This is a genomic window from Aeromonas sp. QDB54 (assembly GCF_027707385.1).
GTDB classification, from domain to species: domain Bacteria; phylum Pseudomonadota; class Gammaproteobacteria; order Enterobacterales; family Aeromonadaceae; genus Aeromonas; species Aeromonas hydrophila.
Map to the genome: position 1 here is coordinate 26,608 of NZ_JAPCIT010000005.1, position 24,508 is coordinate 51,115.

A 24,508-nucleotide genomic window follows, 5' to 3' on the forward strand; every position below is an offset into this window, starting at 1 on the left:
GATCCCTTGTTCGTTTTACCACTCACTACCCAAAAAACAGGGGCACGACAGAAGCGAGTGAGGGGCCAAAACGGCCCCTATTCTAAACCTGATTGCAGATGAGACCTAGCGCTGGGTGTCGCCCACAGGGTCGCCGCGCCGGCCGCTGAACAGGCGGCGCCGGCTCAAGTTCACGCCGCCCTCCCCCTGCTGCACCGGAAGCGAAAGCAGCATCTTGAGGGTGCTGCTCACCAGCGCCCGCCCCTCGTCGGCCCCCAGATGCGGGTCGATGGGGGACATGAGCGAGCAGGCCAGCAGCTGCCCCGTCTCGGGCAATGCTCCCACCATAAAGGTCAGGTTGCCGCAGGGGAGCTGCAGGGCGAGCCGATCGCTGCTGCTGCGCACCGGCCAGAGCTGATCCGGCCCCGGCAGCACCACCACGCTCAACATCCAGGGGGTGAGCACGCAGCCAAGCCACTGCCCTTCAAACAAGGTGCACTCGGCCACGATGGGCATCGCCGGGTGGTAGAACGGCAGGGCCTGCATCTCTTCTCTGGCGATCCGCTCGTACTGGGCTACCAGCAATGGCGCGGGATTCGCGGCAAAACCGGCAAACTCCTGCGCCACCTCTTTCGCGGCTTCGTTCACTGTCTCATTCACAATGGATTGCGCCATACGCCCTCCCGCGCTCGCTCGGCCTTCTCCTGCTCAGAGAGCGGAATGGCCGGAGCACCCAGGCTGACCAGCAGGGTCAATATCCGATCCGTCGCCTCCCCCAGCGCCGCCACCACCACGGGGGTGAGGCCGATGCGGGGCTCGAGGGATTCGGGCTCGACCCCGATCAGGGTGAGCCGCTTGGGCGACTCCCCTGTCATGTGCAGCGCCGAGAGCACGTCCGCCAGCCCCAGCTGATGGGGGGAGATCTTGCGACCGAACAGGGTCGGGATCTCCTCATCTTTCAGGGTCACCACGGTACCCGGCGGATTGCCGCTGCGCACCGCGTCCGCCAGTATGATGTGGTCGCGACTGGCCATCGCTTCGAGCAGCTCCATGCCGGCGGTGCCGCCGTCAAGCAGCTCGATGCCGGGGGCGAAGCGGTAGTCGTGCTCCAGCCCCTCGACGATGCGCACGCCGACGGCCTCATCGCTCAACAGCAAGTTGCCCACGCCCAGGATCAGGGTGTTCATCACAGCACCTTCACCTGAGTTGTTTCACCACTCTGGGTATCCACCACGTGCACCGCGCAGGACATGCAGGGGTCGAACGAGTGGATGGTGCGCACCACCTCCAGCGGCTTGGCCGGGTCGGCCACCGGGGTGCCTACCAAAGATTGCTCGTAGGGGCCGGGCTCGTCGTTGAAGTTGCGCGGGCCCGAGTTCCAGGTCGACGGCACCACCGCCTGATAGTTGGCAATTTTGCCGCCCTTGATGACGATCCAGTGGGAGAGCATGCCGCGCGGCGCCTCTTCAAAGCCCACCCCGCGAAACTCCTTGTCCGCCGGGATCTCGGTCTTGATGTAGGCGCTGAAATCTCCCTTGCCGATGTTGTCCACCAGCGCCTTCCACTGATGGGACAAGGTGTCTTTCAGCACGCAGCAGCGCACCGCCCGGCCGATGATGCGGCCCAGGGTGGAGTGCAGCTGTTCGGTCTTGATGGCAGAGCCAGTCAGCGTCTTGTAGAGGCCGTTCAGCTGATCGAAGTGCGCCACCGTCTCCGGGTGCTTGGCCGCGAGCTTCACCAAGAGGTCTGCGAGCGGCCCCACCTCCACCACCTTGCCGTAGAAGGTGGGGGATTTGACCCAGGAGTACTTGCCGTCATCCTGCCAGCCGGTGTAGTTGGGCTCGGTCTTGCCCTCCCAGGGCTTGAGGGGTTCGTCATCCTTGTACCAGGCGTGCTTGTTGCTCTCGGCGATGCCATCCATCAGCCAGGCATCCTGATGGCTCTCGATGGGACGATAGCCGGCCAGATCGCCGTTTTCGATGTAGCCGCCCGGCATCAGGAAGCTGCCGCCGTCACCGTCGGTGGGCAGCTCAGGCACGCTCAGGTAGTGCTTGGCCCCCTGCCCCAGGTTCAGCCACTCGGGGTAATGCGCGGCTATGATGGCGGCATCCACCTTGTAGACCTGCTCGATAAACTCGCCGAGCCGGTCGATAAAGCTCTTCACATAGAGCAGCCGCTCCAGGTTGAGCACGCTCGGCGCATCCAGGTTGATGGGGTTGGCCACCCCGCCCACCGCCAGGTTCTGGATGTGGGGAGTCTTGCCGCCGAGGATGGCGACGATGCGGTTGGCATCGCGCTGGCACTCCAGTGCCTGCAGGTAGTGGGCCACGGCGATGAGGTTCACCTCCGGGCTCAGCTTCATCGCCTTGTGGCCCCAGTAACCGTTGGCGAAGATGCCGAGCTGGCCGCTCGCCACCAGGGCGCGGATCTTGTCCTGCACCTTGGTCAGCTCGTCGGCGCTGTTGAGGGACCAGGTCGATACCCCCTTGAGCAGGTCGGCCGCCTTTTGCGGATTGGCCTGCAGTGCGGCCGTGATGTCCACCCAGTCCAGCGCGGAGAGCTGATAGAAGTGGACGATGTGATCGTGGATGTTGTGGGCCGCAATGATCAGATTGCGGATGTACTGGGCGTTGACCGGCACCTTGGCACCGATGGCATTCTCCACCGCCCGCACCGAGGCGATGGCGTGAATGGAGGTGCACACCCCGCAGATGCGCTGCACTATCATCCAGGCATCGCGCGGGTCGTTGCCCTTGACGATCTCCTCCATCCCGCGCCACATGGTGCCGGACGACCAGGCCTTGGTGACGACGCCGCCTTCGATTTCACAGTCGATACGCAGGTGACCCTCGATGCGGGTGATGGGGTCTATGGTGATACGTTGGCTCATACGTTGGCTTTCCCTCGGGCCTGATAATCTTGGTGAACACGTTCAAGTGATGGCAGTACCGGCAGCAGCCGGATCAGCAGCAAATAGGCACACACCTCGATGGCGACGAAGCCCAAGGAGATCAGCACTTCCGCCGCGGAGGGGAAGTAGTGGTAGCCATTGCCGGGGTTGAAGGCGAGCAGGGAGTAGTCCAGTCGCCAGAGGGCGGCGCCCAGCAGCATGCTGAGGGCCCCCAGGAACAACATGCGCGAATCGCGGCGGCTCTTGTCCCAGTGGAACACCAGCAGCGGGAAGATCATCAGCGCGATCTCGCTCCAGAACATCAAGGCGTAGCGATCCCACTGGGAGAGGTACTCCGACTTGTCGTTGATGACGATCTCGGCAAAGCGCAGCGCCACAAACAGGATCAGGAAGATGTCGATCACCTGGGTCAGCTTGTAGAACAGCGGCTTCTCGTTGGGGCCGCGCCCCGCCAGCCCCGCCTGCACCAGAGAGCCTTCAAACACCACGATGGAGAAGCCCATGATGAAGGCGGTGAGCAAGGAGAAGACCGGCAGCAGCTCGTAGCTTTGCCAGAGCGGATGGATCTTCTCCCCCGCCACTATCATCAGGGATCCCATGGAGGATTGGTGCATGGTGGGCAGCAGGGCCCCCAGCGCCAGGATGAAGAACATGACCTTGTTGATCCGCGCAAGGGAGACCTTCCAGCCGAACTTCTCCATCAGCACGGGGGCAAACTCCAGCGCCATCACCCCGATGTAGATGGTCATGCAGACCGCCGTCTCGAACAACACCGAAGAGGTGTTGAAGAAACCCGGAATGTAGAAGTAGGGCAGGTTCCAGTAACGGCCGACGTCGATGGTGATGGAGAGGCCGCCCAGCGAATAGCCGAACAGGCTCGCCAGCAGGGCCGGTCGCACCAGGGGGTGATACTCGCCCCGGTTGAAGACATAGACCGCCCAGGCCAGCGCCCAGCCGCCGCAGGCGAAACCGGTGCCGATCAGCAGATCGAACGAGATCCAGAGCCCCCAGGGGTAGCCGCCGTTGAGATCGGTCACCGAGCCCAGCCCGAAGATGAGGCGTTTTAGGATCAGCATGCCGCACAGGATGACGAACGGCGCCAGCACCATGACCGGCCAGCTGACCAGCCTGCCCCCCAGCGGATGAGCCTTGTGATTACTCATGATCCTTGCCTCCCGATTGCTTGTCATGGCCCGCGTGCGAGTCATGATCGTCGCCATCCTGATGGTCCTTGGTGTTGCGGCGAATGAGCACCGACAGCCCGGTCAGCACCACCAGCGGCAGCACCATCCCCTTGTAGAGGGTGTGCTGGATGTGCTCGGAGCGCGCCCCGGAGGAGAGCTCCGGCAAGTCGGGCATGTCGAGCTTGGTGTAGGGCACCCCGGCCAGCACCAGCACCTGGGTGCCGCCCCCCTCCTTCTCGCCATAGACGTAAGGCTGGTAGTTGGGCACTTCATGCAGGTAGGGATCGTTGGCGCTGAAGGTCTGGCGCGGGTAGGCATATTCGCTGCCCGGGGTGGCCAGCAGCCGGCGCTTGGCCTCGGCCATCAGCGCCTCGCGGGTGCCGAAGATGACGGCGCCGGTGGGACACACCTCGACGCAGCCGGGCAACTTGCCCTGATCAATGCGCTCAAGCCCCTTCTGGTTGCAGAGCTCACACTTGTGGATCGCCCCGAACGGGTTGTCGTAGTCATATTTGGGCACGTCGAACGGGCAGCCCACCATGCAGTAGCGACAGCCGGTGCAGACATCCGGGTCGTAGTGGACGATGCCGGTCTTGGGATCCTTGGTCAGCGCCTGCACCGGGCAGACGGAGACACAGTTGGGATCGACACAGTGCATACACTGCTTCTTGATGTAGGCATAGCCATCCACCAGCTGATCCTTGTGCTCACCCGTGCCGCTCTTCCACACCTGAATGATGTTGTTGGTGTAGGGGCTCAGCTTGTCGTTGTTGGACCAGGTTGCTTCCCCAGCCGGATTGGCCGGGTTGCCGTTGAGGCGCTGGCACTCCGCCACACAGGCCTGGCAGCCGATGCAGAGGGTGGAGTCGTAGAGCATGCCGAGCGCGCCGGGAATGGGCGGCTTGTTCTCGGCCGCCGCCAGGGCAGTGCCGGAGACGGTGGTGCCCGCCGCCAGCGCACCGACGGAGGCGAATTTGAGGAAGTTGCGTCTGTTCACGGTCACTCCTCCCGTGAGGTGTGCTGCCCGGCTTCATGGCGCTTCTGCTGGCGACCGAGCTCGCGCACCGTCATCAGACTCACCCCGACCAGCACCCCGAGCGCCCCACCGATAAGGCCGGTGGCGGTGGGCGACATGTGTCCTCCCTCCTGGATGGCCACGTCGGGCTTGTTCACCCGCGGGGTGGGATTCTCCACCTTGGCGAGCTGGAAGATCCCCTTGCTGAAACCCACTCCCTGCTCGTTGCAGCCGTAGCAGGGATGGCCTATGCCCACCGGCCAGATGCCGCCGCCCACATCGCAGAACTCCAGGGTCGAGCAGTTGCCGTAGGTCTCCGGCCCCTTGCAACCAAGATGGTAGAGACACCAGCCCTGCCGGTGGCCCTCGTCGCCAAACTCCTTGGCGAAGCGGCCGGCATCGAAGTGCGGGCGGCGCTCACAGTTTTCGTGGATGAGCCGCTCATAGGCAAACAGCGGCCGCTTCTTGGCATCGAGCGCCGGCAGCTTGCCGTAGGTGATGTAGTAAGCGACCGTGGTGAGGAAGTTGTGGGGGTTGGGCGGGCAGCCCGGGATATTGATAATCGGCGTGCCGAGGTTGCCGAGGGCCTCCTCCAGGCTGACGGCACCGGTCGGGTTGCCGCCGCTGGCAGGCACCCCGCCCCAGGCGGCGCAGGAGCCGATGGCGATGACGGCAGCCGCATCGGCAGCCGCGCGGCGAATATGGTCGACGATGGGTTCACCGGCCACCATGCAGTAGATGCCGCCATCCTTGAGCGGGATGGAACCATCCACCACCAGCACATACTTGCCCTTGTAGCGTTCGATGGCATTGTGCTTGTTCTCTTCGGCCTGATGGCCGAAGGCCGCCGAGAGCACCTCGTGGTACTCCAGCGAAATGGTGTTGAGGATCAGGTTCTCGATGGTGGGGTGGGTGGCGCGCAGCAGCGACTCGGTGCAACCGGTACACTCCTGCGCCCCTATCCAGATCACCGGTGGCCGCTCGGGGCTGGTGAGCGCGGTGGCCATCTTGGCCACGGCATGCTGGCTTAATCCAAGGGTTGCGGCCATCCCGGCGCACAATTTCATAAAGTCACGGCGATTAATTCCATGAGCCGATAAAAAAGTATCCTCGACCATTCTTTTTATTCCCGTAGTGAGCACTTGTTTGATAAATGCTTAATAGCGGAAATGCTAAGTACTCCCCCCCTGCCCCGCGTTGATCTCCATCAAGTGACGGAAGATTATCCAAATAGAAAACTCATCAGCATGGATTTAAAAAAATCATATGTAGCATAGACTTAGAAAGCATGCCACACACTGTAAAAATACCCACTAGGGGGTAATTTGGCGTGTTAATGAATTTAATTCATTTAAATTACCCGTTAATTCGTGATGTTAAATAATCAGAATGAAAGCGTTGTCACACTATTTAACCCGGTCTTTATGTTACCAGCCATAGGCTATTTTACCTCGCCTAAAGTGGCTGATAATATATACCTTTATATTTGTATAATTATATGTAAACAAGTGGAATGGACGCGCGAACGATATTTATTATCAGCTTCTCAAATAGGCTCCTCTGCCTATTTCAAGAAATATCTCCCTTGCTTGATTAATTAACTGTCATCAACAGGATATCTGCATTTCCCCCCTATTCCCCCGCTTGCAACAGGTGATCCGCCCCCTCCTTCCCGGCCCGGTTGCACCACCTGCCCCGTACAACTGGCGCCATTTGTCTCTATTAGTCAGTGATGACATAAAAATCTCTCCAACATCAAGCTGTTGAACAACAATTATCACTGAGCCCTGTGCGGGCTCTGCCCTTGGCGCTAAGGGCAAGGAACCCATGAAGTCGATGAGGATGACCGATGAGCAAAACCATACTGGTGGTGGATGATTCCGTGGGGATCAGGGCGGCCATCACCATGACGCTCAGCAGCGCCGGTTTTGAGGTGATTGAGGCCGGCGACGGCGAAGCCGCCCTCATCGAACTGGATCAGCGGCGGGTACACCTCATCATCTCCGATCTCAACATGCCCGGCATGGATGGCATGACCCTGCTAAGACGGGTCAAGGCCCAGCAGACTACCCGCTACCTCCCCTTCATCATGCTGACCACCGAAGACTCCGAGCAGATCAAGCGGGAAGGATTCGAGGCCGGCGCCCGAGTCTGGCTCACCAAGCCGTTCGAACCGCTCAAGCTGCTGGACGATGTCTGCAAGGTGGTGCAGCCATGAGCCTGGCGATCGACACCCGGCAAACGCCGGTGACCGCCACCCTGAGCGGCGAGCTCAGCGTCATCACACTGGGGGATCTGCAGGATGATCTGTTCGGCCTGCTCAATTTCTCGGTATTGACGCTGGATCTCACCCCGCTGGAGATGCTCGATGGCTGCGGTGCCCAGCTTATCGCCATCCTGCAGCAGGAGGCCGGCCAGCAGGGCAAGCAGCTGCGACTCGAGGCCGCTGAAGGCAGCCAGGCCCGCCATGTCTTGAGCCTGATGGGATTGTGGCCAGCCGACCATGGGGAGGGCCGCGCGGATGGATATCAATAAGGCCCGCGCCCTCTTTTTCGAGGAGGCCTACGAGCAGTGCGACAATCTGGAACACGCCCTGCTGGATCGCGACACCTATCCGGCCAACCCCGACACCTACAACCTGATGTTTCGCACCGCCCACACCATCAAGGGCTCGGCTGGCATGCTGGGACTGGCCATGCTGGTGCGCTTCGCCCACGCCATGGAGAACATGCTGGAGCGGCTGCGCAGCGGCGAGATCGCGCTGGACGAACACCTCATCAACCTGCTGCTGGCCTGCAACGATCAACTGCACGACCTGCTGCAGGGGGCCGAACACAACCCCGAGCTGCAACAGACCGAGACCCAGCAGATCCTGGCCCTGCTCTCCCAGCTGCAAGGGCACCAGACCCTGCCCAGCCAGCCGCTGATCATGCCGGCTCCCGCACCGGTCAATCAGACGGATCGGCGCGCCTGGCACCTCTCCCTGCGCTTCTATCCCGCTCTCTATCAGGACGGCTTCGATCTGCTGGCCTTCATCCGCTACCTCGGCAACCTGGGGGAGATCCGCGTCATCCAGCCGGTCTGGCAGGAGTGGCCCCCGCTGCAACTGCTCGATGCCACCGAGTGTTTTCTCGGCTACGAGATTGGCCTGCTCAGCGCCGAACCGGCCGAGCGGATCCGGAGTACCTTCGATTTCGTTGCCCACGCCAGTCTCATCTGCCTGCTCAGCCCCCATCAGGATCTGGCGCAGTTTTCAGAACAGGGGCAAAAGCTGGCGGCCTGGTGCAATGAGCCGCTCGCGGCCCAGTTGCAGCGCTGGGTGCAGGCCGGCGCCCTGAGCAAAGCGGAAGCGGCCTGCATCGCGCAGGGCGAACTGACGCCCGGCGCGGCAAGCGTCGAACCGGCCTTGGCACCCCCCACCCCGCCAACCCAGCCGCCGCAGGAGGCCCCCCCACAGCAGACCAGACCCGCACCGCTGCGAGCGGAGGGGCACTACATCCGCATCGAGGCGGCCAAGCTCGATCGGCTGATCAATCGGGTCGGCGAGCTGGTGATCGCCACCTCGGCAACCACCCTGCAGGCGAGGATGAGGGGCGATGCGGACACATCGAATCAGTGGCCATCGTCAACACCCTGGTGGAAGGGATCCGCGACGACGCGCTCACCCTGCGCATGGTGCCCATCAACGAGATCTTCAACCGCTTCCCGCGACTGGTGCACGAACTCTCCCAGCAGACCGGCAAGGAGATCCAGCTGCAGATCCGCAACGCCGATACCGACATCGACAAGTCGATGGTCGAGAAGCTGACCGACCCCCTGATGCACCTGGTGCGCAACGCCGCCGACCATGGCCTCGAAGAGCAACAGATCCGGCTCGCCGCCGGCAAGCCGGCGCAAGGAACCATCACCCTCAACGCCTATCACGACGCCGGCGCCGTGGTGGTGGAGGTCAGCGACGACGGCCGCGGCATCGACCGCGACAAGATCCTCGCCAAGGCCCATGGCCAGGGGCTGCTGCCGGAAGGCAAGGTATTGAGTGAACAGGAGATCTTTCAATTGCTGTTTCTGCCCGGCTTCTCGACGGCCAGCGATGTCAGCGATCTCTCCGGGCGGGGAGTCGGGCTCGACGTGGTCAAGCGCAATCTGGAGTTTCTGCGCGGCGAAACCACCATCGACAGCCGGCTGGGGCTGGGCACCACCTTTAGGCTGAGACTGCCGCTCACCCTGGCCATCATCGACGGTTTTCGCATCGAGGTGGATCACGCCTCCCTGGTGATCCCCCTCGACATGATGGTCGAGTGCATCGATCTGCCGCCGGATGCCCTGCGTACCCCGGCCCGCCAGATCAACGTGCGCGGCGAGTGGGTGCCCTTCATCGTCCTGCGCGAGCTGTTTGCCCTGCCCCCTGCCGACGAACCCGAGTTCGTGGTGATGGTGGACTATGCCGACCATCGTGCCGGCATCGTGGTGGATCGCCTGATTGGCGAGGTGCAGGCCGTCATCAAGCCGCTCGGCGAGCTGTTCAAGTCCCTGCGCTACGTGAGCGGCTCCACCATTCTGGGCAACGGTCAGCCGGCGCTCATCCTCGACGTCCCCCAGCTCATCCAGCTGGCCTGGCGGCGGGAACAGCATGCGCTCCGGCAACAGGCCGATACCCTCTACAGCCTCAGAGATTGACCACACACCTTAAGCACATCAACGGAATTGACGGAGTCAGACCATGGACTGGTTTCACAACTTGCAAGTCAGAACAAAGCTGGTGTTCTCGTTCTCCATCCTCATGGTGCTGCTGGTGGTGCTGTCGCTCACCAGCTACTACTCCACCAGGACCATGGTGCAGCTGGTCAGCAACATGCACGCCAACCAGCTGTTGCCGATCAAGGACATCGCCAACGCCAACATCTATGCGGTCTACCAGAACCGGGCCCTCTATCGCTACATCGGCGAGGTTGACCCGGATCTCAAAGCCCAGGCGTTGGTCAATGTCGACAAGTTCGAGAAGGGGATGTGGGATTTTCTGGCCAGCTACCGCAAGACCTACCTCACCCAGCGGGAGGTGGACCTGCTGACCCGCTTCGATCAGGCCTGGGCCACTTACAAGCAGTACGCCAGCGAGATCCTGAAGCTGGCTCAGACACCGGGCCAGGATGGGGAGCCCGAGCGCAACGCCTTTCGGCTGATGGGTGACAAGGGACGCCCGGCCTTCGACATCGCCGATGGACTGCTGAGCGATCTGGTCAAGGTGAATGCCGAACTGGCATCCCAATCCATGGATGAGAGCCAGGCCATCTATCAGGACAACCTGCAGATCCTCATCGCCATCGCCAGCGCCGCCTTTCTCATCTGCCTCATCCTGGCCCTGCTGGTGACCCGCAGCATATTGCGCCAGCTGGGGGGTGACCCTTCCTACACGGTGCAGGTGGTGGCCCGGGTCGCCGAGGGGGATCTCTCCACTCCGGTGCAGCTCAAGGCCGATGACACCTCGAGCCTGCTCTATGCAATCAAGAGCATGGCCCACCGCCTCTCCGACACCCTCAACGAGGTGGGCGCCATGTCGGAAGCCATCGGCTCCGCCTCCGAGCAGGTGGCCGCCACCGCCAATGCCCTCTCCCAGACCTCCTCCGAGCTCGCCTCCAGCGTCGAGCAGACCAGTGCCTCGGTCGAGGAGATGACCGCCACCGTCAGCCAGAATGCCGACAATGCCAAGGTGACCGAGAACATCTCCACCAAAGCGGCCAGCAGCGCCACCGAAAGCGGCAAGGCGGTCGGCGAGATGGTACACGCCATGAAGGAGATAGCGTCGCGCATCACCGTCATCAACGACATCGCCAACAAGACCGACCTGCTGGCCATCAACGCCGCCATCGAGGCGGCCCGCGCCGGCGAGCACGGCAAGGGCTTTGCCACCGTCGCCGCCGAGGTGCGCAAACTGGCCGAACGCTCCCAGACCGCCGCCAAGGAGATTGGCGAGCTGGCCGGGCGCTCGGTCAGCGTCGCCGAGCAGGCGGGATCCTTGCTGCGTGAAATGCTGCCAGGCATCGATCAGACTGCCACCCTGGTGCAGGAGATCGCCTCCGCCTCCCGCGAGCAGCGGGCCAGCGTCTCCCAGATCAACATCGCCGTGACCCAGATAAGCGACGGCATGCAGGCCTCGGCCGCCTCGGCGGAAGAACTCAGTTCCACCTCGGAAGAGCTGAGCTCCACCGCCCTGCAGTTGCAGGAGCTGATGCAGCAGTTCACCCTGCGCGGCGGCAACAGCCGCCAGCCCTATACCCCGCACGGCGGCGCCCATGTCATCCGGCGCAGCAAGCCAAAGTCTGCATTCTCCCGCCCCTACCCTTTTCATGAAGAGGATCTGGAGCGAGAGATAGACGATGGCAAGTTCACCAACTACTAGGAGCCGGCGATGAGAGACAAGCTTGCCCCTGATACCAGCGCCCACTTTCACTGCGTCACCTTCATGCTGGGCGGCGAACTATACGGCATCGACATCGGCTGCATTCGCGAGATCATCGAGTTCGAGGGGATGACCCCGGTGCCCATGATGCCGCGCTTCGTGCGAGGCATCATCAACCTGCGCGGCGCCGTGGTGCCGGTGATCGACCTCTCCATCCGTTTCGGCCGGGGCCAGACCCTGCTGCAGCCCACCACCTGCGTCGCCATCCTCTCCCTGCCCAACAGCACCGGCGAGGAGCAGGAGATCGGCATGCTGCTGGATGCGGTCTGCGAGGTGCTGGAGATCCGCAGCGACGCCATCGAACCGGCCCCCACCTTCGGCACCCACATCCGCGGCGACTTCATTCAGGGGGTGGTCACCATCGATCAGCAGTTCGCCATCCTGCTCGACATGCACAGGGCCCTCTCCATCGCCGAGCTGAGCGCCATGGCCGAGGCGGCCACCGAGCAGCAGTTCTCCCCGGAACAGGGCGGCTGACCATGGTGGCGCCCCCCTTCACCGCCGAACTCACCCCGACTCTCAGCCAGGGCGAGTTCGATCTGTTTCGCCGCTTCATCCTGAATTCGGCCGGCATCGACCTTGCCCCCTGCAAGCGGGCGCTGGTGCAATCCCGGCTCGCCAAGCGGCTGCGGGCACTGCACCTCACCAGCTATCATGCCTACTGGGAGCGGATCAATCAGTCCATCGATCCCCACGAGCGGCAGCTCGCCATCAATCTGCTCTCCACCAACGAGACCTATTTCTTTCGCGAATCCCAGCACTTCAGCTGGCTCAAGCACCATGCCGAACAGCTGCTTGCCACTCGCCGCCAGCCGCTGCGAGTCTGGTCCGCCGCCTGCTCCACCGGGGAAGAAGCCTACTCCGCCGCCATGGTGCTGGCCGAACAGCTCGGCATCAACGATCGCTGGAGCATCCACGGCACCGACATCAACACCCGGGTCATCCCCTTTGCCCGCCGCGCCGTCTACTCGGTCGAGCGGGCCCAGCACGTGCCGCCCCATCTGTGGCTGCACTATTTTCAGCGCGGCCATGACGAGTTCGCCGGCAAGATCCGGGTCAAGCCGGAGCTGGCCGGCAAGGTCACCTTTGCCAACCTCAACCTGCTGACCTGCGGCGACTATCCGGAGCGCAACTTCGACGTCATCTTCCTGCGCAACGTGCTCATCTACTTCAATGACGAGACCAAGGCCCGGGTGCTGTCGCAGCTCTGCAACCTGTTGCGCCCGGACGGCTACCTGCTGGTCGGCCACTCCGAGATCATCCGCCAGCAGGATCTGCCGCTGGTGCAGGAGGCCCCCTCCCGCTACCGCTGCCTGCCCCTTCAGCCCAAGGAGCTGCCATGACCATACGCGTGCTTATCGTCGACGACTCGGCCCTGGTACGAGAGGTACTGACCCAGATGCTGAGCAAGGCGGAGGATATCGAGGTGATCGGCGCCGCCTTCGACCCCATCTTCGCCATGCAGCAGATGAAGAAGTGCTGGCCCGACGTCATCATCCTCGACATCGAGATGCCGCGCATGGACGGTCTCACCTTCCTCAAGAAGATCATGGCCGAGCACCCCACCCCGGTCATCATCTGCTCCTCCCTCACCGAAGAGGGGGCCATGATCACCCTGGAGGCGATGTCGGCGGGGGCCATCTCCATCGTCACCAAGCCCAGCGTCGGCATCAAGAGCTTCCTGCAACAGTCCGCCAACGACTTCATCCAGGAGATCCGGGGCGCCGTCGGCGCCAAGCTGCGCAATCTGCTGCCCGGTACCGCCCCGCTGCCGGTCACCCCGAGGCACAATGCCGACGAGGTACTCTCCCCGCCGGCGGAGCGGATCTCCTTTCGCACCACCGAGAAGATCGTTGCGCTCGGCACCTCCACCGGCGGCACCCAGGCGCTGGAGTACCTGCTCTCCCGCCTGCCCGCCACCTGCCCGGGGATCGCCATCGTCCAGCACATGCCGGCCCGCTTCACCGCCTCCTTTGCCGAGCGGCTCAACGGCCTCTCCCAGCTGGAGGTGAAAGAGGCCGAGACCGGCGATCGCCTGCTGCCCGGGGTCGCCATCATAGCACCGGGGGGCAAGCACCTGCTGATCCAGCGCAGCGGCACCCAGTATCTGGCGGAAGTCAAAGAGGGGCCGCCGGTCTCCCGCCACTGCCCCTCGGTGGACGTGCTGTTTCGCTCGGTGGCGGTGAGTGCGGGGCGCAACGCCCTCGGCGTCATCATGACCGGCATGGGGGATGACGGCGCCCGCGGCATGCGGGAACTGCACGACACGGGCGCACGCACCATCGCCCAGGATGAAGCCAGTTGCGTGGTGTTCGGCATGCCCAAAGAGGCCATAGCCCACGGCGGAGTGGATGAAGTCATGTCCCTCACCCACATTACCCAGACGCTCAGCCGTCCGGATCTACGAGGCGTGTAATTATGTCATTGGAAAAATGGCAAGGCCGCAGTGCCATGGTGGTGGATGACTCCCGCACCCAGCAGTACGAAGTGACCTGCCTGCTGCAGGAGTTGGGGTTCGGCCAGATCCACGTTGCCCATGATGGCCAGGATGCCCTGAACAAGCTGCAGCAGCTCGAGCGCATCGATCTGCTGCTGACCGACCTCAACATGCCCGGCATGGACGGGGTCGAGCTCATCAGCAACCTGGAGAAGAACACCCACTACCGGATGTTCGTGGCCGTGATGAGCGGGGTGGAGCGGGACGTGCTGGACGTGATCCACGCCATCGCCGATGCCAGCACCCTGGAGGTGATCGGCGTGCTGTCAAAACCGCTGCGACAAAGCGATCTGCGCAACATGCTGCAGCATTGCGATCCGCTGGCACACCGGGAAAACAAGAAGTGGATGCAGCTCACCTTCACCGCCGAGGATGTACAGCAGGCGCTGGACAACCGCCAACTGATCCCTTTTCTGCAGCCCAAGGTGCTGATGGCGGACGCCAGTCTCTACGGCTTCGAGGCGCTGGTGCGCTGGATCCACCCCGAGCACGGGGTCATCCCCCCTATCTGCTTCGTTCATCATCTGGAAGAGGGGCAACTGGCGCTCGATTTCTTCTACCAGTTCCTGCACGCCACCTGCGAGGCACTCACCACCCTGGGCCCACTGTCCGAGCACCCCACCTGCTCCATCAACATGCCGGTCAGCCTGCTGCTGACGGACAAGCTGGTCGAGAACATGATCGCCATCGTGCAGGCCCATCAACTGCCCTGCAGCGCCATCATCATCGAAGTCACCGAGACCACCTTCATGTCCAACCTCGCCATGTCGCTGGGCACTCTGGCACGATTGAGACTGCGGGGATTCGGCATCGCAATGGATGATTATGGCACCGGCTACTCCTCCATGAAGCAGCTATCTCGCTGTCCTTTCACCGAGATCAAGATTGACAAGGAATTCGTACACGACGCCCATAGCAGCCCCAAGAAGCTGGCTATATTGACCTCAGCGATCGTCATGAGCCAGAAGCTCAACCTCAAGACGGTCGCCGAGGGAGTGGAGACCGAAGAGGACTGGAAACAGCTGGCACTGCTCGGCTGCGAGCTGGCGCAAGGCTATTACATCAGCCGACCGCTGCCGGTCGATCAGATTGAAAAATGGTTTGCCGAATGGCAGGCCAGGGCGACCTGAATCGTGTCCCTTTGCGCTATTGAGGAACCCCGCTCTGAGAGGGCGGGATAACAACAACACCGGCAGTATCGACATCGCTGCATGGACGCTTGAAACAAGCATGAGGCTACCATGAACAACCTACTTCGCCAGCTCTCCATCAAGACGCGGCTTATCGTCTCCTTCCTGTTGCTGAATCTCATCCTGATCGGGGTCGGGCTCTACGGCAAGCAGAACACAAACACCATCAATGACATGCTCAACGACATGTACCTCAACATCCTGACCCCCATCACGGATGTTGCCAACGCCAACATGCAGGCCATCTATCACAACCGCTCGCTGTTCGATTACGTCATCGAGCCGACCCAAAGCGGCATGGACAAGATTGCCAGGGATATGGATCTGCACGAGCAGAAGATGGCCGCCCTGCTGGACAAGTACCGGGCAACCCAGCTGAGCGAACCGGAGAAACTGGCTCTGGCGGACTTTGACCGCGCCTGGCCGCTTTACAAGGAAGCGGCGCACAAGGCGATGGCGGCAAGTTACGCCAACGACAACGACAGCGCCATCAAACTGATGAAAGGCGAGGCTGCCACCACGTTTCAGGTGGTGGACGATCTGCTCAGCAAGCTGGTCGACATCAACCAAGGGCTGGGCAAACAGGCCTTCGATGAGAGCGACGTGATTGCCAGCGACATCACCACCGCTACCTACACCATACTAGCCATCTCGGTGCTGCTCTCCTTGCTGCTGGGCTGGCTGCTCAGCGGCAGCATCAACCAGCCGCTGCTCGCCATCATGCAGGATCTGCAGCAACTGGCGCAGGGCCGGCTCACCGCCCCGGATCAGGCCGAGGGCAATGACGAGCTGACCCGCATGCAGCAGGCGATGATCAGCACCCGCCGCAGCCTGCGCGACATCGTCTCAACCATGCAGCATGCTGCCGAAAGCCTCACCGCCAGCGCCTCCCAGCTGGGGGCAGCGGCCGAGCAGGTCAATACCAGCTCCCAGCAGCAATCCCTCGCCACCGCCAACACGGCCGCCTCGGTCGAAGAGCTCACCACCTCCGTCTCCCAGCTCTCCTCGTTCGCCAATCAGGCCAACAGCGTGGTGATGCAATCCGGGGAGATAGCCCAGGCTGGCGAGAAGCAGGTCAAGCACGCCTCCCAGGAGGTGCTCAGAGTCACCACGGCGGTCAACGACTCCGCCAAGCAGGTGCAGGGCTTGTTTGACGACATCACCCGCATCAGCCAGATCTCGGTGATGATCCAGGGGGTCGCGGATCAGACCAACCTGCTGGCGCTCAACGCCGCCATCGAAGCGGCCCGGGCCGGCGACATGGGCCGCGGCTTCGCCGTGGTGGCCGACGAGGTGCGGACCCTGGCGGCGCGCACCACCCAGGCCACCCAGGAGATCAACGAGATGCTCACCTCCATCCAGCAGGGGGCCACCAGCGCGGTCAAGGGGATGAACGCCTGCTCCGACAGCATGAGCACGGTACGGGAGACCACCGAGGGATCCAGCGAAACCATGGCCCAGGTGGATCAGAGCTCCCGCAAGGTGGTGGAGCTGATCCAGGAGATAAGCTCCATGCTCCACGAGCAGGCTGCCGCCAGCCAGCTCATCGCCCAGTCGGTGGAAGAGATCACCCAGATGTCGCTGGAGAACGTCTCCGCCGCCGAGAGCGTCAATCACGACGCCTCCCAGCTGACCACCATCATCCAGCAGCTCAACCAGGGCATCGGGTTCTTCAAGGTATAACCACGACCTGCCCGGCCATGGGCCGGGCTGGTCCCTCCTCCTTATCCTGCCATCAAGCTCCCATCTTTACCCCGCCTCTTTGCCACGGGCTCACGACGGCCGGCGCTGGAATGCCGACATCAGAGCGGCATCCGCTCAACCATCCATCAGAAACAGCCCAAAACAGCCTCATTCCCCTCCCGATTGGAGGGACAAAACCAGTGATAAATACTGGGGCATAAGGAGCCAGAGAAAGCGTTGGCAGGCAAAATTTATACAGAGGAATATCCCGTATTTTGCGCATTTTCATATTCTCATTCGCCACATAATTTACCAACCAAAAAACAACTGATAACATCTTTTTACATTTTAAAGCATATAAAACAACATGATTCAGTGACCCCCCGTTTGCTCGTCGCGGCAGCCAGGATCACCGGATCAGGATTGAAACCAGCAGCCAACTTATCATCGAGCAGACACCCGACCCCATGATGAACACAGTTACGGCCAGCATCGATATCGATGCACTCCAGCACAATTTCGCCGTGGTGCGCCGCCATGCCCCCCACAGCAAGGTCATCGCGGTACTCAAGGCCAATGCCTATGGCCACGGGCTGCTGCCGGTGGCCCACGCACTCGCCCAGGCCGATGCCTATGCGGTGGCCAGGGTCGAGGAGGCGCTGGTGCTGCGCGCCAACGCCATCACCAAGCCCATTCTGGTGCTGGGAGGCTTCTTCAGTGCCGAGGCGCTGCCGCTGCTGGCGAAACACGAACTGCAAACCACCTTGCATACCTGGGAGCAGCTGGCACTGCTCGAGCAGGCCAGTCTGCCCGCCCCCATCAAGGTGTGGCTCAAGCTCGATACCGGGATGAACCGGCTCGGGCTGCGCGCCGAGGAGTTGCCCGCCTTCATCGAGCGGCTGAGCCATTGTCGCAACGTGGTGCAGCCGTTCCATCTGATGACCCACTTCAGCCAGTCCGATGAACAGGATACCCAAGCCACTCAGTTGCAGATCGAGGAGTTCAACCGCCTCTCTGCCCATCTGCCGGGCGAGCGGGCCATGGCCAACTCCGCCGGCATCCTCGCCTGGCCGGCATCGCGCAGCGACTGGATCCGGCCTGGCCTCATGCTCTACGGCGCCTCACCGTTTGCCGGTCAACTCGCCGCCGACCATGATCTGCGCCCGGTCATGACCCTCAAGAGCCAGCTCATCGCCACCCGCGCCTGTGCGCAGGGCGAGGCGGTCGGCTATGGGGGACACTGGGTGGCAGATCGAAAAACCACCCTCGGCGTGGTGGCGGCGGGTTATGGGGATGGCTACCCCCGCATGGCGCCCGAAGGGACCCCCATGCTGATCAATGGCCGCCGGGTGCCCATCGTGGGTCGGGTCTCCATGGACATGATCACCGTCGATCTGGGGCCGGCGGCCAGCGACAAGGTAGGAGACGAGGTGACGCTGTGGGGGGAAGGGCTGCCGGTGGAACAGGTGGCCGAAAAGATAGGCACCATCCCCTACGAGCTGCTGACCCGCCTGACCAGCCGGGTCCATCTCACACACTGTGACAAGCGCGAACAGATGCCGATGTTGAAGCTGGCCTGAGCAAGCGGGTACGGGCCTGTGATATGGGCCTTTCATCCCGTCATCAGGAACAGGTAAGCCTTTTACCCAGCCTCATAGCGAGAGCAGCAACATCACAGCGGGGTCCCTTCCTCCCAGCGTTGGGATAAAAGGCGCCCCTGCTGCCGAGTTCACGGAAGCTCGAAGCCGACCAGGCTCTGCTCGATGCGGGCGTCAGGCATCATGCGCCGCAGCCCGTCCACCAGCCTGGCAGCGGCCTCCTGCAAGGCCGCCAGCGGCATCTCGGGCAGGCTCTCCAGAATGAACCACATCTGTCTGGCATCGCAATCCAGGCGCGTTCTCACCCCTTGACGCCAGTTCCAGCGCCGGCAGGTAACGCCCAGGTCGTCGCGCCAGATCACCTCGCCCGCCTCCGGGCACTCCTGCGCCGGCGCCCCCTCTTTCATGGTGTCAAAGGCTTCGCTGCCATCGGCAATGACCAGCCGGGGCGTCCCGACATAGGCGGCCAGGTTCTCCCCGCCGACCGGGAGGGCGTAGGCGAGGCTGATGGCGTTGTAGAGATCCACCACGGGATCGATGCTCGGCAGAGCGCCATCGCGCAGCACCCGCTTGCGCAGGGCATCCGCCGAACAGGGTGTACGCTGAGGCTTGGCACCAAACCCCTTGAATACCTCGGCCCAGGCGGCCAGATGCGCCTCGGTCCAGGGCGCGGGGTCGTGCAGAACCCGCTGGCAGGCCTGTGCCAGCTCATCGACGGCGATGGCCGGATTGACGATCTCGTCGGTCTGCAGGGTAATGCTGATAGCCCGAAATCCCGGGGCCAGCGTCGCCAGCGCGGGATCGATTGACGGTTGTACCGATCTCATGGAATATCCTTATATCGACTATTTTATTTCATGATAATGACCGATGACCAAGAGAGTCAATATAACGACCGATGCCGGCGCCGATGTGGGGCATGTCACCGCCGCCGTCTCCCGCCGGCTCAAGGAGTACAGACAACAGGGCCGGCTGTCGCTCGATGAGCTGTCGCGCCGGGCCGGGGTGAGCAAGGGGATGCTGGTAGAAATCGAAAAGGGGGCGGCCAACCCCAGCATCGCCATCCTGTGCAAGCTGGCCGCCGCGCTCGGGGTATCGGTTGCCGATATCGTCGACGTGGCCAGCACCCCGACGCTGCACCTGATCGAGCCGCAAGCCATCCCGACTCTGTGGCAGGGCCCGCTCGGCGGCTCGGCCCGCCTGCTGGCCGGTACCCGGGGACCGGACATGATAGAGCTGTGGCATTGGCAGCTGCACCCCGGCGAGCAGTTTGACTCTGACGGCCACCCGCCCGGCACGGTGGAGCTGTTTCACGTCGAGCAGGGCACCCTGCAACTGCAGCTGGGAGCGAGCGAGCTTGCCGTCACTCAGGGTTGTTCGGCCGTGGCCCGCACCGACCTGCCCCACGCCTATCGCAACGCAGGCGACAGCGTGCTGCGCTTTACCATGACGGTGGTGGAGCCACACGGCTGAGGCTGACCGCTGCGAGGTGACAAACCGTATCCTGATAAACAACGCCTCCTGATAAACAAAAGGCCCCGTCTTGCGACGGGGCCTTTGCCAATTGTTAGCGAGAGCAGGTATTGCTACGCCCAAAACAAAAAACCGACCATCAGGTCGGTTTTTTGTAATTTGGCGGTGAGGGAGGGATTCGAACCCTCGATATCACTTACTAAAGCGTTGTGAATCAACCAGTTATGGCTAACATAAAACAAAATCATGTCACAATTATGTGACATTGTCAATTAGCCAACAAAACTGGCTATCAGAACATCGCCATCAACAGAAAGTACTCCTAGTATTAGACAAAACAAAAGTCATTTTAATAAAATACAGGAACCGCATTTTTAATAAATACATTGCTGTACTTGATAGCACAGCCTTTAGTTTTTTATAAAAATATATTTGTTATTATTGATATTCATAAGCTCCATTGGCGGTGTTAATTGTTAACGACTTTATTTTAGGGAGTGTACCATATATGGTTTTTTGGTCGAATTTAATTAGACAAAAAAGAATAACACCATTTCCTGAGGCAGTCTGGACCCTTGGGTTAAGAAGTGATGGTATCTTACTAGATAGATCCTTGGCGTATGGTAGGCATTGTTTCATTTGCTTACTTTTGCGTTCCTCCAAGATTTTTTCGGTTTTAGCTACCTGCCTCAGGTGAGCTTCCTCCTGGTACTGCTTCTTTGTCATGCAAGAAATATCAGCAGCACATAATTTATCAGATTGCGCCTTCACCCACTGTGTATAATTTTTTTCCAATCTCGTCTTTATATTATATTCACTTTCATAAGACCTCGTATAATCATGCCAGTAAATGGGGGCTTTGGGGTCATACAGCAAATAAGCATCTGTGCCACCTGAAAGGTTCACTGAACACATCTTTATACCTTCAAATGTATCAATCATTCTATAATGTGACTTATTGGATTTAATCCGTGAGCTATATGTATCAAATAATCTATTGAAACATGGATTATCGCTCATGTCTGGCATGCCAATTTTTTTTGGGGGGGGTAGTGCATTACAGCCAGAAACAAGCAGTGTTGCACCTATAAAAAACAAAAACCTCATAATATACTCTTCTTGTCAAAAATGTCATCATAACAATCAAACTATGGGTTGTTTGTTACTTGTTTTTTGTTAAAAACTTTTCTTTAAGCCACACCACTGGGTACATATAAACAAAGTCACCATATATTTCACGTGCTTTTTCAAATTCGATACGGCATAATTTATAATGAGAAACCCCATTGCGCTTAGCTGTTGATAAAACTAACATATCATTTAATTCAATATTGTAGTTTTTACAAAAACGCCAAGTAGACTGATACTCTACACCACTATCTATATCAATATGATGCCCATTATCAATCCTCGAAAAATTCATTTTACCGCCCTCGAAATAAAGTGAAGAATTGAATAAATAACCAACCCTAATAATGCCACACCTTCCTAGTCATGGGTAATCAGGTTGAAAATGCCGCCAATAATGGCAGCATTTGACCATATTTCCTCGATCAGCGAATGAACCCGAGCGCCCGCAGTTGGTGGAGGGCCTGATCCTGCACACTGTTCGAGTAATCAGGCTCCTGAGTAATTCGAGCAAGACGATCAATCAGTCTCTTGCCGTTATCGTCAAGGCTCGCAGACACATCTAGCAGTGATACTGAATAGCTTGTATTGCAAGCGGACGCCAGCGCGGCAGCCAGCACCCCGCTGGATTTGGTCTGCGGATGTTCTTTTATAATTGCCAAAATTTCATTCAAAACCTTCATCATTATTCCTCTTACTCAGGTAACCTTGGAAATATTCACATTCAGCGTATTCCGCATGTACGGCCCTGGGCGCCGCAAGGCAACAGGCTAGCTCTTGCTGGGTTTCCTATTGCACTCATGCTAATAAGGCTATACCGGCGTCAGACCTGCCCCAATGAGCTCCAGAAACGGCTCATTTGGATTGCAATTCTCCCGTCCTGCTTGTTTCCGCATTGGGATGGCTACCGCACCCGACTGACGGCACTGTCAGGGGCTCAGTATCATCGTAATCATTTGGGCGCCGTTTCATGATTTTTTCAATGATACCATGGTGTTACCACCATGAACATGAGCCATATCACTACTCAAATGAATATTTTCAATGTATTGACTCTGCTCTGCTGCCTGAAATGGATCGAGCGGTCTGATACACCTAAACAAGGGTACTGGCTGCCTATGTGGCTAATCTGCCGTTGAGTATTCAACGGCAATAAGAAAATCAGCACCGACGACCATTAGGTTGTGCGGCGTCAATTCCCGATATATCTGCTGGGCTCTCGGTGTAATGGTGATCGGTAATCTTTATGGTGTGTGATCGGTTGTTGTGATTAGGTACTAGTTACGCTACTCAACCTCCTCTTAATCAGCCCTGAGCCTTGCTATGACAGCGTTTGATACAATAATGGTTAGGTGGTTAGGTGTCGTTGCAGCAAAGCATTCTAAGCGTTTGAGAAGCCCATGCATTTTTACTCCATGACTTTTTATATAGCAACTACTTAATCAATTAACAAAAACCCACTGTGGGCCTGTAATGGTGCGGCATTCAAGCTGGTTAAGCAGTCCACATTGCACTTAACCACTGCCTAATCACTTAATCATCTGCCAACCCTACAGGCAGAAAAAAGCCCCGCCTTATCGGCAGGGCTTAAGAGTTACTTCTTGTCGGCTTTGCCCTTCTCTTTGGGGCTATCGACGGGCAGCAGGTACTCAGTCCGATTAGAACGCACCCTGCGGCTCTGGAGCTTGCCCTCGCTCGCGAGCAACCGGAGTGCCTTACCCCAACTACTCGCCATGCTCAGCCTCTCACCGTGGCGGACGCACAGCTCGCTCGCCGTGAGCCATTCAGATGAGGCCAGTGGACGCGATAGATGGTGATGGTAAATCACCTCATAGAACGGGCCCTTGTCCGTGTGGGCATCGTTTGCAGTAGCTGCCAGCGCTGCGGTCTCGTCATCCAGAAACCACGTTGCTCCAGACTCATAACGTTCCCTTACCTCCAGCCAGAACTGGCGCAGTTGCTCAGGATCATCCAAGGATAGTCGGCCTGCATTCCAGCTCCAGCCTAGGATCGCATTCAGGCGATCAACATCAGCCGCAGCGGCTAGCTCGATAACCGCAAATCGAGCGTTACCTGTCGTGTCTCTGAGAAAATCCGAGCCGTTAACCGTGGCGATAAATGCGGTCTGGCGCTTTTTAGTGGTCATGCTGCGGGCATAGGGCAGGCGGAAACAATCACTCTCTCTTGTCAGAAAAGCTTTGAGCGAGCCAGCCTCATGCTTCGTCGTACTTTCCAACTCAGCCAGTTCCACAATCCACGCTGACACAGCGCGACGAACATCATCAGGTCTGTCTGGATTGATGGAGCAATCCAAGGTTGAACCTGGCACCACGGCAGCCAGACGGCTAATCCATGCGGATTTACGGAGGGACTGCCCGCCCGCCAGCACCGGCACCAGTTTTGAATGCCAGCGTGGGTGATACAGCGCAGCAACACACCCAACCAGCCATGCATGCAACACGGCACCCGCATAGGCGGGATTAGCGGTATTGAGGGTAGCAATCACCGCATCGATGCGCGGTTTCCCATCCCACGGTGCCCCACGTTCGAGCCACTGACGCACAGGGTGATAACTGTGGCGCTCACAAATTGCGATCAGGTGCTCCTCAATCACGGCATCCGGCACACCTGCCAGCTGGCAGGCATCAATCAGCGCAGATCGCTGGCCCGCCTCAGAGCCCCCCAGGCGCTCACCATCAGCCCCCGCCAGTTCCGGCTCACCCGTCATCAGGTTGTAGCGCGGCAACCATGCCTGAAATCGAATCAGGGCGCACAGATTTGCACTGGTCTTGATAGGGCGGCCAGTAGGGCCCATGTCCGGCAGAGTCAGCAGTTCACCCTGCATCACTGACCTAACAGCCTGCTGAACCTGCTCTGTGGCAACACCATCGTTCTGACCGTCATATGACGGAATATCATGCTCAACTGTTGTATTTTTATTGTTTTTCATTTTTTGTTATCCTGGGCGTTATCGCCTGATTGTTGTTATATATGAACCCTTATTATTTTCTACTTGTTAACTTCATGAGCCGCTAATACATTAGCCAGCCAATTCAATTAAATCTAAAAGGTTTTTATGAATGGCATTGCGCTATAAATATGGATGACCGTCACCAATATATGTGTCAAGGTTGATCTTCCTCATACTTCGTCAGATGTCACCTTGGCACACATATGGTTCCGATGTCATTCCATATTTCCCGCTTCATGCCATCCATAAAAATGGATTCTCCACCCACTCCGTTCGCAAGCTCTCTACGGGGTTCCGGTCTCGTGCCTCGACCCATCCACATACTTACGCACTTTTGTGCGCGTAAGTATGGTTAAAGAAGCCCGTACTTACGTAGTCTCACGCCTCGCACTTACGTGTGTGGCGGTCGGACTTACTTACTA

23 protein-coding genes are annotated in these 24,508 nt (G+C 59.6%); 12 read left to right on the forward strand and 11 right to left on the reverse strand.

Features of this window, described 5'->3' with window-relative positions; translation table 11 throughout:
- Window positions 1–105: 105 nt before the first annotated feature.
- Genes hybE through hybO form a run of 6 tightly spaced genes read right to left on the reverse strand, consistent with a single transcriptional unit; the run spans window position 106 to window position 6,207 of the window.
- Entirely contained in the window at window positions 106–654 is a 549-nt protein-coding gene (gene hybE, locus PG881_RS06265) for a hydrogenase-2 assembly chaperone (protein WP_270798740.1), read from the reverse strand.
- Window positions 636–1,166: a HyaD/HybD family hydrogenase maturation endopeptidase gene (locus PG881_RS06270; protein ID WP_270798743.1), complete on the reverse strand. Its 531-nt coding sequence runs from the start codon at window positions 1,164–1,166 to the stop codon at window positions 636–638. Before PG881_RS06270 ends, hybE begins: the two co-directional genes overlap by 19 nt.
- Window positions 1,166–2,869 (reverse strand): hydrogenase 2 large subunit, encoded by a 1,704-nt coding sequence (gene hybC / locus PG881_RS06275; RefSeq protein WP_270798746.1) that lies wholly within the window; start codon window positions 2,867–2,869, stop codon window positions 1,166–1,168. Before hybC ends, PG881_RS06270 begins: the two co-directional genes overlap by 1 nt.
- Window positions 2,866–4,053 carry a Ni/Fe-hydrogenase cytochrome b subunit gene (gene hybB, locus PG881_RS06280; RefSeq protein ID WP_011706348.1) on the reverse strand — a complete coding sequence of 396 codons (1,188 nt, stop codon included), beginning with the start codon at window positions 4,051–4,053 and terminating at the stop codon, window positions 2,866–2,868. The genes hybC and hybB overlap by 4 nt, the downstream gene beginning before the upstream one ends.
- Window positions 4,046–5,071 (reverse strand): hydrogenase 2 operon protein HybA, encoded by a 1,026-nt coding sequence (hybA, locus tag PG881_RS06285; protein ID WP_042015680.1) that lies wholly within the window; start codon window positions 5,069–5,071, stop codon window positions 4,046–4,048. The genes hybB and hybA overlap by 8 nt, the downstream gene beginning before the upstream one ends.
- Window positions 5,072–5,073: 2 nt before the next feature.
- Complete coding sequence (gene hybO / locus PG881_RS06290; RefSeq protein WP_011706350.1) at window positions 5,074–6,207, reverse strand: hydrogenase 2 small subunit; 1,134 nt, start codon at window positions 6,205–6,207, stop codon at window positions 5,074–5,076.
- Between the two features lie 731 nt (window positions 6,208–6,938).
- Between hybO and PG881_RS06295 the strand changes: the two genes are divergently transcribed.
- The 11 genes from PG881_RS06295 to alr all read left to right on the forward strand — a co-directional run bounded on the left by PG881_RS06295 (window position 6,939) and on the right by alr (window position 18,496).
- Window positions 6,939–7,307, forward strand: a complete 369-nt coding sequence (locus PG881_RS06295) for a response regulator (protein WP_024941904.1) — start codon at window positions 6,939–6,941, stop codon at window positions 7,305–7,307.
- Window positions 7,304–7,624 (forward strand): STAS domain-containing protein, encoded by a 321-nt coding sequence (locus tag PG881_RS06300; RefSeq protein WP_041217640.1) that lies wholly within the window; start codon window positions 7,304–7,306, stop codon window positions 7,622–7,624. The genes PG881_RS06295 and PG881_RS06300 overlap by 4 nt, the downstream gene beginning before the upstream one ends.
- A complete protein-coding gene (locus PG881_RS06305; RefSeq protein ID WP_270798752.1) occupies window positions 7,611–8,897 on the forward strand; it encodes an Hpt domain-containing protein in 1,287 nt (428 codons plus the stop codon). Before PG881_RS06300 ends, PG881_RS06305 begins: the two co-directional genes overlap by 14 nt.
- Before the next feature lie 11 nt (window positions 8,898–8,908).
- On the forward strand, window positions 8,909–9,766 hold the full coding sequence (locus PG881_RS06310) for a chemotaxis protein CheA (protein WP_270798987.1): 858 nt from the start codon (window positions 8,909–8,911) through the stop codon (window positions 9,764–9,766).
- A gap of 43 nt (window positions 9,767–9,809) precedes the next feature.
- The gene (locus tag PG881_RS06315; protein ID WP_270798755.1) at window positions 9,810–11,486 is read left to right on the forward strand and encodes a methyl-accepting chemotaxis protein; all 1,677 of its coding nucleotides are present in this window, start codon (window positions 9,810–9,812) and stop codon (window positions 11,484–11,486) included.
- 9 nt (window positions 11,487–11,495) lie between these two features.
- A complete protein-coding gene (locus tag PG881_RS06320; RefSeq protein ID WP_011706355.1) occupies window positions 11,496–12,023 on the forward strand; it encodes a chemotaxis protein CheW in 528 nt (175 codons plus the stop codon).
- Between the two features lie 2 nt (window positions 12,024–12,025).
- Window positions 12,026–12,889, forward strand: a complete 864-nt coding sequence (locus tag PG881_RS06325) for a CheR family methyltransferase (protein ID WP_270798758.1) — start codon at window positions 12,026–12,028, stop codon at window positions 12,887–12,889.
- Window positions 12,886–13,962 carry a protein-glutamate methylesterase/protein-glutamine glutaminase gene (locus tag PG881_RS06330; RefSeq protein WP_139393643.1) on the forward strand — a complete coding sequence of 359 codons (1,077 nt, stop codon included), beginning with the start codon at window positions 12,886–12,888 and terminating at the stop codon, window positions 13,960–13,962. The genes PG881_RS06325 and PG881_RS06330 overlap by 4 nt, the downstream gene beginning before the upstream one ends.
- 2 nt (window positions 13,963–13,964) lie before the next feature.
- Window positions 13,965–15,173: an EAL domain-containing response regulator gene (locus PG881_RS06335; RefSeq protein WP_270798766.1), complete on the forward strand. Its 1,209-nt coding sequence runs from the start codon at window positions 13,965–13,967 to the stop codon at window positions 15,171–15,173.
- 111 nt (window positions 15,174–15,284) lie between these two features.
- Window positions 15,285–16,916 carry a methyl-accepting chemotaxis protein gene (locus PG881_RS06340; protein WP_029302814.1) on the forward strand — a complete coding sequence of 544 codons (1,632 nt, stop codon included), beginning with the start codon at window positions 15,285–15,287 and terminating at the stop codon, window positions 16,914–16,916.
- A 467-nt stretch (window positions 16,917–17,383) separates the two neighbouring features.
- Window positions 17,384–18,496 (forward strand): alanine racemase, encoded by a 1,113-nt coding sequence (gene alr, locus PG881_RS06345; protein WP_270798769.1) that lies wholly within the window; start codon window positions 17,384–17,386, stop codon window positions 18,494–18,496.
- 149 nt (window positions 18,497–18,645) lie between these two features.
- On the opposite strand, the gene PG881_RS06350 is transcribed toward alr, so the two are convergent.
- The gene (locus tag PG881_RS06350; protein ID WP_270798773.1) at window positions 18,646–19,341 is read right to left on the reverse strand and encodes a B3/B4 domain-containing protein; all 696 of its coding nucleotides are present in this window, start codon (window positions 19,339–19,341) and stop codon (window positions 18,646–18,648) included.
- A 43-nt stretch (window positions 19,342–19,384) separates the two neighbouring features.
- Between PG881_RS06350 and PG881_RS06355 the strand changes: the two genes are divergently transcribed.
- Window positions 19,385–19,987: a helix-turn-helix domain-containing protein gene (locus tag PG881_RS06355; RefSeq protein ID WP_270798775.1), complete on the forward strand. Its 603-nt coding sequence runs from the start codon at window positions 19,385–19,387 to the stop codon at window positions 19,985–19,987.
- A gap of 438 nt (window positions 19,988–20,425) precedes the next feature.
- On the opposite strand, the gene PG881_RS06360 is transcribed toward PG881_RS06355, so the two are convergent.
- From PG881_RS06360 to PG881_RS06375, 4 genes are all read right to left on the reverse strand, one after another.
- A complete protein-coding gene (locus PG881_RS06360; RefSeq protein ID WP_162627321.1) occupies window positions 20,426–21,094 on the reverse strand; it encodes a hypothetical protein in 669 nt (222 codons plus the stop codon).
- Between the two features lie 55 nt (window positions 21,095–21,149).
- Window positions 21,150–21,410 carry a hypothetical protein gene (locus PG881_RS06365; protein WP_162627322.1) on the reverse strand — a complete coding sequence of 87 codons (261 nt, stop codon included), beginning with the start codon at window positions 21,408–21,410 and terminating at the stop codon, window positions 21,150–21,152.
- A 130-nt stretch (window positions 21,411–21,540) separates the two neighbouring features.
- Window positions 21,541–21,798, reverse strand: coding sequence for a hypothetical protein (locus PG881_RS06370; protein ID WP_111912219.1), 258 nt, complete (start codon window positions 21,796–21,798; stop codon window positions 21,541–21,543).
- 911 nt (window positions 21,799–22,709) lie between these two features.
- Window positions 22,710–24,065 carry a VapE domain-containing protein gene (locus PG881_RS06375; RefSeq protein ID WP_111912221.1) on the reverse strand — a complete coding sequence of 452 codons (1,356 nt, stop codon included), beginning with the start codon at window positions 24,063–24,065 and terminating at the stop codon, window positions 22,710–22,712.
- Window positions 24,066–24,508 lie beyond the last annotated feature (443 nt).